Annotated in this window: 9 protein-coding genes; 8 read left to right on the forward strand and 1 reads right to left on the reverse strand. The window is 44.3% G+C overall.

Annotated features, from left to right (window positions below; translation table 11 throughout):
• Positions 1-78: 78 nt before the first annotated feature.
• From JWR61_RS11185 to JWR61_RS11220, 8 genes are all read left to right on the forward strand, one after another.
• Positions 79-2,211: an alpha-glucuronidase family glycosyl hydrolase gene (locus tag JWR61_RS11185; RefSeq protein ID WP_301927893.1), complete on the forward strand. Its 2,133-nt coding sequence runs from the start codon at positions 79-81 to the stop codon at positions 2,209-2,211.
• 283 nt (positions 2,212-2,494) lie between these two features.
• Entirely contained in the window at positions 2,495-3,262 is a 768-nt protein-coding gene (locus JWR61_RS11190) for an SDR family NAD(P)-dependent oxidoreductase (protein WP_301927894.1), read from the forward strand.
• Positions 3,263-3,350: 88 nt separating this feature from the next.
• Positions 3,351-4,454, forward strand: a complete 1,104-nt coding sequence (locus JWR61_RS11195) for an endo-1,4-beta-xylanase (protein ID WP_301927895.1) — start codon at positions 3,351-3,353, stop codon at positions 4,452-4,454.
• 20 nt (positions 4,455-4,474) lie between these two features.
• Positions 4,475-5,908, forward strand: coding sequence for an MFS transporter (locus tag JWR61_RS11200; RefSeq protein ID WP_301927896.1), 1,434 nt, complete (start codon positions 4,475-4,477; stop codon positions 5,906-5,908).
• A gap of 34 nt (positions 5,909-5,942) precedes the next feature.
• Positions 5,943-6,980 (forward strand): glycoside hydrolase family 43 protein, encoded by a 1,038-nt coding sequence (locus JWR61_RS11205; protein WP_301927897.1) that lies wholly within the window; start codon positions 5,943-5,945, stop codon positions 6,978-6,980.
• 62 nt (positions 6,981-7,042) lie between these two features.
• Positions 7,043-8,128, forward strand: a complete 1,086-nt coding sequence (locus tag JWR61_RS11210; protein WP_301927898.1) for an alpha/beta hydrolase — start codon at positions 7,043-7,045, stop codon at positions 8,126-8,128.
• Between the two features lie 376 nt (positions 8,129-8,504).
• Positions 8,505-10,448, forward strand: coding sequence for a sialate O-acetylesterase (locus tag JWR61_RS11215; protein WP_301927899.1), 1,944 nt, complete (start codon positions 8,505-8,507; stop codon positions 10,446-10,448).
• A 38-nt stretch (positions 10,449-10,486) separates the two neighbouring features.
• Positions 10,487-12,028, forward strand: a complete 1,542-nt coding sequence (locus tag JWR61_RS11220; RefSeq protein WP_301927900.1) for a hypothetical protein — start codon at positions 10,487-10,489, stop codon at positions 12,026-12,028.
• 231 nt (positions 12,029-12,259) lie between these two features.
• Here JWR61_RS11220 and JWR61_RS11225 read toward each other — a convergent pair whose 3' ends face one another.
• The gene (locus JWR61_RS11225; RefSeq protein ID WP_301927901.1) at positions 12,260-14,011 is read right to left on the reverse strand and encodes an alpha-L-arabinofuranosidase; all 1,752 of its coding nucleotides are present in this window, start codon (positions 14,009-14,011) and stop codon (positions 12,260-12,262) included.
• Positions 14,012-14,137: the final 126 nt, after the last annotated feature.

Here is a 14,137-nt window from a genome sequence, read left to right on the forward strand (position 1 = left end):
GCTGTTTTGATACGGCCATGTTATCCGCAATTTAAAAACGATGCTCCCGATTTTTTATATAAAAGAAAGAAATTGGTTATGAAAAGATTGCTTGCGATAGTATTTGTATTTATCATACCTGCTGCACAGGCAGAAAATGGTTATGATTTATGGATGCGGTACAAGCCTGTTGAAAATAAATTGCTGCTCACGGCTTACCAGTCGCTGTTAAAACAAGTTTCTATAAAAGGCAATTCTGAAACTATCCGGGTGCTGAAAGAAGAATTGATGAAAGCATCAGAAGGAATGCTACAGCAGCCCGTCACTTTTACTACAGCTAATTCAACAAGCAGGCTATTGATTGGCACAAGGATTAACCCGGATACAAAACCCATTTCCTCCCAAGACAACATCTCTTCGATTGGCGATGAAGGATTTATTATTTACACCAATAACAACACGCAAACCGTCATCACAGCCAATACGGATATTGGTTTGTTATATGGTGTTTTTCATTTGCTGCGGCTGATGCAGACACAGCAGTCCGTTACGCAACTGCATATTGTTTCCGCCCCGCGGATAAAGCTTCGCCTCCTCAACCACTGGGATAATTTAAACCGCACGGTGGAAAGAGGCTACGCCGGATTTTCCATCTGGAACTGGCATGTATTGCCGGGTTATATCGATCAGCGTTACATTGACTACGCAAGGGCAAATGCCTCCATCGGTATCAACGGTACCGTATTGACGAATGTAAACGCCAACGCTACTTTTTTAACAAGGGCTTATCTTGAAAAAGTAAAAGCACTGGCCGATGTTTTTCGTCCCTACGGAATAAAAGTATACCTCACCGCAAGGTTTAGTGCACCGATAGAAATTGGTGGATTAAAAACGGCTGACCCTTTAAATGCAGAAGTGCGGCAATGGTGGACAAATAAGATTAATGAAATTTATGCACTGATTCCTGACTTTGGCGGCTTCACGGTTAAGGCCAACAGTGAGGGCCAGCCTGGTCCGCAGGATTATCAGCGCACACATGCAGACGGCGCCAATATGCTCGCAGATGCCATTGCACCACACAAGGGGATCATCATGTGGCGGGCATTTGTGTACAGTCATGAGGTGCCCGATGACCGGCACAAGCAAGCCTGGAATGAGTTTGTGCCGTTGGACGGCAAGTTCAGCAGCAATGTACTGGTACAGGTAAAAAACGGCGCAATCGATTTTATGCCAAGGGAACCTTTTCACCCCCTGTTCGGCGCTATGCCCAATACCCCGCTGATGATGGAATTTCAGCTGACACAGGAATATCTGGGGCAGGGCACACACCTCGTTTATCTTGCCCCGCTTTTTAAAGAAGTTTTAAACAGTGATACCTACAGCAAGGGTAAGGGAAGTACGGTTGCCAAAGTGATTGATGGCTCCCTTGACAATCATACCATCAGCGGCATGGCAGGTGTATCTAATATCGGCACCGACATCGACTGGACGGGCCATCCTTTTGCACAGGCCAACTGGTATGCATTGGGCAGACTGAGCTGGGATTACAATCTTTCAGCTGAGCAAATCGCGGAAGAATGGTTGCGCATGACTTTCAGCAACGATGCGGCTTTTGTAAGTGATGCAAAAAAGATGATGCTTGCTTCAAGAGAAATATTGGTGCAGTATATGAATCCGCTGGGCCTTCATCATATCATGGCTACCGGTCATCATTACGGCCCCGGTCCATGGATCAGCAATCTATCAAGACCAGAATGGAACCCAACGTATTATCACCGTGCAGACTCCGCAGGCATTGGTTTTGACCGTACCGCAACCGGCAGCAAGGCATTGGCGCAATACAAACCCGAAGCGGCCAAAACATGGGCCGATGTGAATACGATTGATGAAAAATATTTGCTCTGGTTTCACCATGTTGCGTGGACACATACCATGAAAAGCGGTCGCAACTTATGGGAGGAGCTCTGCTATCAATACAACAGCGGCGTGGACAGCGTGCGATGGATGCAACAATTGTGGCGCAAACAAAAAACAAAAGTAGATGATCAGCGGTACAGGCAAATTAGTATGCTGCTGAACATACAGGAGCAGGAAGCAATATGGTGGCGCAATGCCTGCCTGTTGTATTTTGAAACCTTTTCAAAAATGCCGGTGCCGGCAAACTATGAAAAGCCGGATCATGATTTAAAATATTATGAAGGATTGAGTTTTCCGAATGCGCCGGGGAATTAACCCCCGTCCCCTAAAGGAGGAGGGTGAGGGTTTGCTTTTTTTGTCGGGGCTTTCAGGATGGAGGGGATTGCCCCCGTCCCCTAAAGGGGAGTTGACGACGGGTTTGCTTTTTTTGTTGGTGCTTTGAAGATGGAGGATAGAGACTTCCCTACCATTACAACTCTTACGGACTGTGGGCTAAAGCCCCTCTCCTGAAGGAGAGGGGTTGGGGTGAGGTAGAGCTAGCGATAACGATTTAGTTTGCACCCAATTAATAATTCAAAATAAAAACGAGCATACAAATATGAACGAGAATAGCTCCCCTTTAGGGGATGGGGGCAAAATAGCCATCGTCACCGGCGGCGGCTCTGGACTGGGCTTCGCCATTGCTACAAAATTTATTCAACAGGGCATAACGACCATCATTGCCGGAAGGGACAAAGAAAAACTGAACAATGCAAAAGAAAAGCTGGGCGATTTGTGCCATGCTATGCCTTGTGATGTAAGCGATCTGTCGTCCATACCGGCTTTTGTGGAGGAGGTGATCACGCAGTTTGGCAAGGTTGATATATTGGTGAACAATGCCGGTATCAATATGAAAAAAGAATTTACGGAAGTAAGTGATGAAGAATTTCAGGCCATTCTCACCACCAATGTAACGGCGGTATTTGCCTTAAGTCGGGAAGTGGTAAAACACATGCTGGCAAAGGCTACCGGCAACATCATTCATATCAGTTCAATGGCTGCACAATATGGCCTGCCTAAAGTAATCGCTTACAGTGCCAGCAAAACGGCCATCGATGGCATGACGAGGGCCATGGCTGTTGAGCTATCACCAAAGGGAATCCGGGTAAATGCCATTGCTCCGGGTTTCATCTATTCGGCCATGACGGATAAGGCATTGAACAGCGACCCCGAACGCAAGGCAAAAGTATTTGGCCGTACACCGATGGGATACATGGGGCACCCGGAAGATATTGGCGAAGCGGCTTATTTTTTAGCGAGCGATGCTGCTAAATATATCACTGGTGTGGTATTGCCGGTAGATGGTGGGAATAGCATTGGTTTTTAATCCGTGATTTGTCGCGGTGAAGCAAGCAAATCACAGCCTGCTTCAAACAAACAGAAATAATTATTGATCAATATTTTAAACAATTGTTATGCGCACATACAAAATCACCAGCCTCTTGACTATCACAAGCTTTGCACTTTTCAGTCATAGCTACGGTCAAAAAATGGCTTCGCTCAAAGACAGTTATAAAAATGATTTTTTGATCGGCACCGCTTTAAACGCAACACAGATCGAAGAAAAAGATCCGGTTGCTAAAGTATTTATACCAAAGCAATTCAGTGCCGCAACGCCGGAGAATATTATGAAAGCCGAAATCATTCATCCGGGTTGGGATAAATATAATTTCGACCTTGCTGATAAATTGGTGGCGTACGGCAAAAAATACAACATCAAAATAAACGGACATACCCTGGTATGGCATAGCCAGTTGCCGGCTTTTATGCACGGCATGCAGAATGCGGATTCTGTGAAACAATATTTCACCAATCATATTAACACAGTTGCCGCACGTTACAACGGCAAAGTATTTTCATGGGATGTAGTGAATGAAGCATTGAACGAAGATGGCACTTTGCGAAAGTCAATTTTTTCTGATAAGCTCGGACCTGATTTTGTAACAGAAGCCTTCCGCCTGGCCCAGGCTGCGTCACCCGATGCTGAATTGTATTACAACGATTATAACAACGAACAGCCGGCAAAAAGAGCGGGTTGTATTGCCCTGATAAAAAAGATACAGGCAGCAGGTGTTCGCATTGATGGGGTGGGCATACAGGGCCATTGGCGGGCATCTAACATTCCGTTGAAAGATATTGAAGAAAGCATTGTTGAGTATTCAAAGCTTGGGATAAAAGTAATGTTTACAGAACTGGATCTTGGCGTATTACCCAATCCCTGGGACGGCGATGCGGCTGATGTAAATATGAAAGCGACCTATTCAGCAAAGATGAATCCATACGCCAATGGTTTGCCCGATTCTGTGCAGGCAAAACTGACCAAAGGCTATGAAGACTTGTTCAAACTTTTTTTAAAATACAAGACCAATGTCAGCCGTGTTACCTTCTGGGGAGTAAATGACGGACAAAGCTGGCTGAATGGCTGGCCGATAAAAGGCAGAACAAATTACCCCTTGCTCTTCGACCGAAACTATCAACCCAAACCTGCATTTGATGCAGTGATTGCGCTAAAAAAATAATCACCCACTAAACCACTATCATGATTGCAAGCGAACAAAAATTATCTGTTGTAGAAAAAGTAGGTTACAGCCTGGGCGACCTGGCAGCTAATCTGGTTTTTCAAACATTGGTTACCTGGATATCTTATTACTACTTAAATATCTACGGTTTAAAACCAGCACATGCTTCTGCATTGACACTTATTGTAGGCCTGATTGCAGCTTTTGCTTTTAATCCTATGATGGGTGCTATCGCCGACAGAACTGTTTCAAGATGGGGAAAATTCAGGCCCTGGATATTGTGGACTTCCGTACCACTGGGGGTAGTGGCATTGTTAGCCTTCCGGACACCTCACTTTGAGCAATACCAAAGCAAAGTTATTTATGCGGTAGTTACGTATGCCTTGTTGCTGATGTTATATGCTGCAAACAACTTACCCTACTCAGCATTGAGCGGTGTAATTACCGGGGATATGAAAGAGCGTAACAGTATGTCTTCTTATCGTTTTGTTGCGGTGATGTTTGCGCAATTTTTTGTACAGGTATTCATGTATAATTTTATTATTAAAGCGGGCGGAGGAACAGATGCAGAATCAATGAAAACTGGCATCGCTAAAGTAATGACAGTGCTGGCCATCATAGGAACTATCATGCTGATCATTTGCTTCTTAGCCACTAAAGAAAGGATTGTTCCCAAGCCTGAACAGAAGTCAAGTTTAAAAGAAGACCTGTCTGACCTGTTTAAAAACAAACCCTGGATCATCATGCTAACGGTTACCACATTGGTGTTTGTAACGCTGGCAATGAAAGGTGGTTCCTATGTTTATTATTTTGAGAACTATGTTGATAAAGCAGAACTGACTTCATTTTTAGAACCCTTTAAAAAATTCCTGCCCACTTTTGAAAATGATACCTCCCTGGGGTTGGGCGTATTTAATGGTGGCGGTATTTTAGTAGGCTTGTTGGGTATTATGCTGTCGCAGCAATTTGCCAATAAGTATGGTAAGCGAAACACCTTCATGGCTTCGTTGTTTATTTCAACCCTCTTCATTATTTTATTTTACTTTTTTCAACCGAAGTCAATTGGGATAATTTTTGGAGCACAAATATTGCACGGCTTTTTTTACGGCATCAGCACGCCCATATTATGGACCATGATTGCTGACGTAGCCGACTTTAGTGAATGGAAAAATAACCGCAGGGCAACCGCCATTATTTTTTCTGCCATGATGGTAGGATTAAAAGCCGGCTTAAGTATCGGCAGTTCATTGGTGTCGTGGATATTGGGTAAATATGATTATGTGGCTAACAGTACAAACGGACAAACAGCAACTGCCATCAACGGTACTAAAATGCTCATTAGTATTTTTCCTGCCATACCATTTCTATTAGCGGTTGCCTTATTATTCTTTTACGAGATAAATAAAAAGATGGAAGTACAAATAGAAGCCGATTTAAAAACACGGCGAAACTAATAACTCATCATTCATAACTCATAACCTCTCAAAAATGCCAGAAGATAATATCAACCAAATCGATTTTGACGATTTAAACAAACGTGCTATTTCGCAGCCGCTGGTGACACATATTTTTACAGCTGATCCTTCGGCGCATGTATTCAACGGAAAAATTTATATCTATCCTTCACACGACATCGATGCCGGTGATGCCTTTGATGACCTGGGCAGTCATTTTGCCATGGAAGATTACCATGTTCTTTCAATGGATAACCCGCAAAGCGAAGCGGTTGATAATGGCCTGGCCCTGCATGTGAAAGATGTGCCCTGGGCAGCAAAACAAATGTGGGCGCCGGATGCGGCAGAAAAAGACGGCAGGTATTATTTGTATTTTCCTGCCAAGGGGCATGATGGTATTTTTAGGATCGGTGTTGCAACCAGCAGCTCCCCTGCCGGCCCTTTTACGCCGGAACCAGAAGCCATCAAGGGAAGTTTTTCCATAGACCCTGCGGTGTTTAAAGATGAGAATGGTAGCTACTACTTATACTTTGGTGGCATCTGGGGTGGACAACTGCAACGCTGGCGAACCGGCCAGTTTAACGGCGAACAACCCGATAGTCCGGTTGCTTTTTTACCTGCAGATGATGAGCCTGCGTTGTGTGCCAAAGTAGCAAAGCTAACCGGTGATCTATTGGAATTTGCAGAAGAACCGAAAGATGTTTTGATAGTGGACGAAAACGGTAACCCTTTATTAAACGGTGATAATGACCGCCGTTTTTTTGAAGCCTCCTGGATGCATAAATACAATGGCAAATATTATTTTTCTTACTCTACCGGCGACACGCATTTTTTATGTTATGCCATTGGCGACAGTCCTTACGGGCCGTTTACCTACGCAGGAAGAATTTTAGAACCGGTGGTTGGGTGGACCTCACATCATTCTATTTGCGAGTTTAACGGCAAGTGGTATTTGTTTTATCACGATAGTAGTTTGAGCAACGGTGTTACGCATTTGCGTTGCGTAAAAGTTACCGAACTAACTTATGATGACAATGGCCGGATACAGACCATTCGCCCTTACAACGCTTAGTCCTGGCGTAAGTGAACAACTGTTTTTTCTAAACAAAAAAATGCACTGATTAAATACAGACAATGAAAAAAATATTCCTCGCCCTGTTGTTGTTAAATGTGTTTATCACATCTGCACAGCAATTTCCACCGGTAACAATCCCTGGCTCTGAAGTAAGAAAAATTACTTCCACTATTGTAAATGGCCAGGAATATGAATTGCACATTTTGCTGCCGGCCGGTTATGATACGAGTACAAAAAAATACCCGGTGGTGTACCTGATGGATTCGCAATGGGATTTCCCGGTGGTGAAATCTATTTACGGTCAGCAATATTTCGATGGCTTTATTCCGGAGTTGATTGTTGTTGGTGTTACCTGGGGTGGTGCTCATCCAAATCCTGACAGTCTGCGTGCAAGAGATTATACGCCAACCGGCGAAGCAAGGTTACCACAAAGTGGTGGTGCGGACCATTTTCTTGATTTTATGAAAAAGGAATTGTTTCCTTTTGTTGAAACCAATTATAAGGCAGATGCAGATAACCGGATTTTGATGGGCTGTTCGCTGGGCGGATTGTTTACGATGTACACTTTATTCATCCATACAGATATGTTTACCGGCTATGCCGCAGCGAGCCCTGCCGTTGCCTGGGACAATGAAGTGCTGTACCGCTTTGAAAAAAATTTTGCCGAAAAGAAATTAGCCAAACCAGTTCGCATATATATGACGGTAGGTGATGTGGAAATGGGAAGACCTGTGTTTGAAAAATTTGCAGGCGATCTGTCGAAGCACAACTACTCCAATGTGCAGCTTCGTTCGAAGGTGCTGGAAAACACAGGCCACTCGGGCACCAAAAGCGAAACTTATTCAAGAGGTTTGCAATACATTTTTGAAAGAGCAAGGCTGCAATTCAGCGCTGAAGAGTTGAATAAATTTGCAGGTACGTATCAATCTTCCAAAGGAGAAAAAGTTGAATTGAAACATGAAGGCAACCAATTGTACTTACTTGCCGGCCCGAAAATTAAATTGCTATTGTATGCCAATACCAAAACTCATTTTTATGCTACCCATGAATTTTTTAATATGTATTTTAAATTCGCTAATGATAAGATTGAGTCATTTGATTTAGTTCGGTATGGCGGTACACAAACTTTTAATAAAATTAAATAACAGGATGACAAATTTTGACCGCATACTGTTTAACGGCCTCATAAAAAAAGCGTTAAGAAAATTTGAATGATTGCCGTTAAGAAACCGACGAAGGAGGTTCATTGAAACAAATAAAAAATAACATAAATGAAATAAATGAAATTGATGTTACAAATGTCTGGATTTGCTATTAGTCCGTAAGTCGCACTAAAGCCCAGACATATTTTGCCGCTCGAGCTAATTTCATTTTAGGCAAGCATTCAAATTTTTAGTTTTTTTTATGCAGCCTTGATTTTTTTTGTTACTTTTTTTTATCAAGAAAAAAAAGTAAGTAGACACTAACGGAGACTGGATATAGCTTTGCGGCTTACCTGATTATTAAACAACATACAGTCGTATGAAACGAGTACTCATCATTTGGTTATTACTTGCTCAGTTAATCATTGCGGAGAAATCTTTCAGCCAGATTGTGTTACCGCAAATTGTACGGGACAGTATGGTATTGCAACGGGATGCAACAATCAATGTCTGGGGATGGGCATCAAAAGGAGAAAAAGTAACCATTGATTTTAATAAAAAAAACTTTAAAACAACAACAGGTAAAGATGGCAAATGGAAAATTGCATTGCCTGCTATGGAGGCTGGTGGCCCATATACAATGACCATCTCAGGAAAAAATAAAATCACCCTTACCAATATTTTGATCGGCGATGTTTGGTTTTGCAGTGGCCAGTCAAACATGGTTCACCAGTTAAACATTCATGATGTGCGGTATGCCGACGAAATCGTCCATGCCAATTTTCCGGAGATAAGACAATTTCTTATTCCCACACTCACCAGCCTGCAAGGGCCGAAAGAAAATCTGCCAAGCGGTTTTTGGAATGCCGCTATTGGTGAAGCAGTCAGACCTTTTTCAGCAGTCGCGTATTTTTTCGCAAAGCAATTGTATCAAAAATATCATGTGCCCATCGGTATCATTAATGCAAGCGTTGGTGGTACACCCATTGAAGCGTGGACCAGTGAAGAAGGGTTGAAAGATTTTCCCGACCTCGTTAGCACCATCCAAAAAAACAAGGATACCAACTACATCAACAGCCAGGCAAGGATTGCTTTGGCAATGAATGCAGGCAGACAAAATGCAACAGTGCAGGATAAAGGTTTAACCGGACCACTACCCTGGTACGAAATCAACTATATACCCAAAGGATGGCAAACCATTGCGGTACCCGGCTATTGGGAAGACCAGGGCATCAGCAACCTGGATGGTGTTGTCTGGTACCGAAAAGAAATTGACCTGCCTGCATCGATGGTGGGCAAACCAGCCAAAGTTTTTTTGGGCAGAATTGTAGATGCTGACGTTTTATACATCAATGGAAAACAAGTGGGGGCTACCACTTACCTGTATCCTCAAAGAAGATATCCTGTGCCGGCAGGTGTATTGAAAGAAGGAAAAAATATTGTGGTCGTGAAAGTGACAAACAATGCTGGCAAGGGCGGTTTTGTCAGTGGCAAACCCTATTGTTTGTTTGCCGGAAACGATACCATCGACCTGAAAGGTTACTGGCAATATAAAGTGGGCGAAGTATCCATTCCAAAGACAGGTAGCATTTTTGGTACAACTATCAATCCACAAAATCAGCCTGCGGCTTTATACAACGCAATGGTGGCACCCGTTACCAATTATACCATTAAAGGGATATTGTGGTACCAGGGCGAAAGCAACATCGGCAACGCAACCGGCTATGCGCAACTACAGCCTGCGCAAATCAACGACTGGCGCAGTAAATGGCAACAGGGCAATCTGCCTTTTCTGTGGGTGCAGCTCCCCAATTTTATGGATGCTAATTATCTTCCTTCTGAAAGTCAGTGGGCGGAATTGAGAGAAGCACAATTCAAATCTTTGTCTGTGCCCCATACCGGGATGGCAGTTGCCATTGATTTGGGCGAATGGAATGATATACATCCCGACAATAAAAAAGATGTGGGCGAACGGCTGGCACTTGTTGCTGAAAAAGTTGCTTACGGAGAAAATATAGTTTATTCGGGGCCGCTTTTTCAATCTGCTTCTATTGATGGAAACAAGATCACCCTTTCGTTTACCAATACCGGTGCAGGCCTTGTCAGTAAGGATGGTGAACCACTGAGTGAATTTGCGATTGCTGGTGCCGATAAAAAATTTGTTTGGGCGAATGCCATCATTAAAGGCAACCAGGTAATTGTCTGGAATGACACTGTCACAGCTCCCTTGTATGTACGATATGCATGGGCAGATAACCCGGTCAATCCAAACCTGTATAATAAGGACGGCTTGCCTGCATCACCGTTCAGAACAGATCAATAACAACTCATTCTTTCCTAATTGTAATAAATGGCTTCTATATGAAAAAATATTTGATACTCTTTTTGTCCACTTGCATGACGGCTACAGCAACGGCACAAACAACACCTGTCGATAGCAGCAAATATCCACGACTGAACACCTTTACCGCCCAGCAGGATCATGCGCTTATGATGAAGCAACTGGGAATTACTGCTTTGCGGCCCGGCCCGAGTGGCAATCCTGCAGACGCCAATCATGCCAACGAAGATGAGTATATCGCCAATCCCTGTCCGTTGCTGCCTGATGCCTTAACAACAAAAAAAGGTAAAAAGGTAACCACGGCAGATCAATGGTGGAAGGAAAGACGCCCCGAGATTGCAGCAGATTTTGAAACAGAAATGTATGGAAAGATACCAGCCAAAACACCTAAGGTAACCTGGACAGCAAAAATTACTGACTACGAATTTGTTGGCCGCACACCTGTCATCGCCAAACAAATGGTGGGGCATGTCGACAACAGTGATTATCCGCTCATCGATGTAAACATCAACATGGTGCTGGTGCTGCCGATGAATGTAAAAGGTCCGGTTCCGGTATTGATTATGTTTGGCTTTCCTGCATTGCCTTCTCCTGCGCAACCCTCTCCGGCAGATATGGAAAAATTGAACAGCACATTTAAGGAACTGATGATAAAACAGAACCCGGAATTAAAAGCGGTGTTTGATCGCTACCCTGCTTACTCACCAGTTACCCGGCTGGCAGGTCCTAATTTTTTTGCACCACCCCCCACCGATCCGTCACCAACAGAACAGTTGATTGCAGCGGGCTGGGGCTATTGCGTGTTGGAACCCAACAGTATTCAGGCGGACAATGGCGCCGGACTTACAAGAGGTATTATTGGTTTGGTAAATAAAGGACAACCCCGTAAACCGGATGATTGGGGCGCTTTAAGAGCCTGGGGCTGGGGTGCATCCAGGGCATTGGATTATTTTGAAACAGACAGCCTGATCAATACAAAAAAAGTAGGCATAGAAGGGGTATCCCGATATGGTAAGGCAGCACTGGTCACCATGGCTTTTGATCAGCGTTTTGCCGTGGCGCTGATAGGCTCTTCCGGAAAAGGTGGTTCTACTTTACACCGCCGTACATTTGGCGAAGCCGTTGAAAGTCTTGCCGGCAGCGGAGAATATCATTGGATGGCAGGTAATTATTTAAAATATGCAACAGCAGCATCTTCCTTCGGCAGCAAGACAGGTTGCGACCTTCCGGTAGATTCACATGAGCTGATTGCATTGTGTGCACCAAGACCAACCTTTATCAGCTATGGTATTCCGGAAAAAGGCGATGCCAAATGGCTCGATCAAATAGGCAGTTACAAAGCCACCATTGCAGCGGGTACTGTTTTTAAATTGCTTGGTGCAAAAGACCTGGGCGTGAGCAATGATTACAACACAGAAAAAATGCCGCCGGTACTGACTGGTTTGCTGGATGGCCAACTAGCCTGGAGGCAGCATGATGGCGGCCATACTGATGCGCCCAACTTTTCGTCTTTTATTCCATGGGCCAACAGGGAATTGAAGTATGTAAGAGTTGCAAAATAATGATCTTTTATTGAATGGAGTGTTATGGTAACATTCTCCGTTAACCCAGTAAAGGATGTAGACCAGGCCAGCTAAACGCTGCGCTATTTTTAAATAGTACAGGCAAAACATAAAAATTTTCATTGGCATGACTGCCAATGGTTTTTCAGTAAAGACCATAAAAATGCCCGCTGAGAAGCCAGCGGGCATCAACAATTATTTTCGTCTACTTATGGCAGCCAGATCATCAATTTATTTTTTATCTACCACCAGCATTACTGCGCCCAATGCCGGTATAGTCACTTTTATTCCTCCGGTTGTTACCGCAGACCAGGCTTTTATAGTGGCATAGGTAGCCGGCCCGCCGGCATCCCCGGCAGGACCGTTACCGTTTACCAATACCTTCCTGGAAAATTCTCCATTATCATTACTACCCTCGAGGCTATACCAGTAAAACCGGTTGCCACTGTAGAAATTTTTCATTTTTATTTCCGCCGTTTGGGCCGTGGAAGACGTATTTACCAGCGTTACATTTACCTGCCCGGAGGTGTAGGTGGAAGCATAGGCTTTCACCACATTGCTGCCCACTACGGATGCATTTACCAGCCGGTCGCCCAGCATTTTTTGCAGGTAATACAAATAATAAAAACTGGGGCGGGGGCTCCATTTGGCGATTCCACCCGGTTCATCTCCGCTGCTGAACAGGCCGTGGTCATCGCCATTGTTCCATCCGTTGATCATGTCCCAACGCGCCGACATGCCGTATTTGTTTTTCAAGGCTTCTCCCATTACCAAAACAGCAAAAACACCGCTGGTGTTTGATACCTGTTGCTTTTGCGTATTGGAGGTTATGTTCCATTCATCCATGGCAATGGGCTTTATTGACGCACCATACGATTGCAATGTTTGTGTTACATACTGCATCATGATTGATGGTACCGACAGCGCAGAAGACAATATCACATTCGCATTGTCATTGGTTTGGTAAGGGGTAAAATAATTGTGTACCACATAAAAATCTGCCTTGCCATTCACGCCCGGCATCATGCCTGCGTTCCAGGTTTTACGGGTATTGGTCTGCCATGATTCCGGTGAAGGTGCTTCTGCAGTTACAGCGCCAATATAAATGGTCTTTCCTATTTCCGTAGCAGCTTTTTGCATGGAGTCGACAAACACTTTAAAATGTTGTGCATACAATGCACCGGTTAAAAATTCCGGTTGTCCGTCTTTATTGGCGGCAACATCAATGCGGTATCCCCACTCCCAGTTGCCGAAATTTTCATTGCCAATTTCCCATAGCTGTGTGCGGCCATTGTCGTACCGTACCCAGTCTGCTGCCAGGTGTGCAGCAGAAGCTACCGGATCAGCACTGGTGCCGTAACGGGCATAGCCATAGTTGATGGTTATGATGCCCTTGTTGTTGGTTTGCTGCAACATGGTGTAGTAATTATCCAGGTTACATATCCAGTTATAGTTTGTCTTACCATAGCTGTAACCGGGATCTGTTTTTACACCTGCATCATTCACGAGTTTCATGGGAGCATCTGCGGGCGGCATATCTTGCGCCGCATTCCAAAAATAAGCGTCGCTGGAACTGCCGCCGGGAAAGCGGATGATATGTGGGTGAAGATTAGTGATGGGCTCAATAATTCTTGCATCGCCGGCTACTGGTCCCATCCACCAAACAGCATTGTGACCAAATTCTGCCAATGGAATTTTTGTAAGGATAGCCGTTGCATCCACCGTTACGGTATTGGTTGCAGCTCCGGGAACAGCGGTTTCCGTATAAGCAGGCGCAGTAAAGCTTCTAGCCTGCCAGTCATCTAAAAAAAAGCCGATGGTAGTGGCAGTTGCCGGATCTTTACCTGCCGTGATGGTGGTATCGGTTGTGCCACCAGGCGTAACCGGCGGCGTTGGTTTGGAAGGTGACTTTTTACAGGCAAAAATAATGAGCAGTAACATGCACCCCAATGCCTTCATACAGTTTATATAATTCGATAACATTTTTAAAAGTTTAGATTGTTGACTGGCAAAAATGCCGCAGCCAGCTGCTGAAATTTCAACAGCGTAGTCATTGTCAAAAAAGTTGATTGTATTTTAAAAACATCCGCCAGCTCAATCATCAGACCT

This window comes from Ferruginibacter sp., from assembly GCF_028288465.1.
Lineage (GTDB): Bacteria > Bacteroidota > Bacteroidia > Chitinophagales > Chitinophagaceae > Ferruginibacter.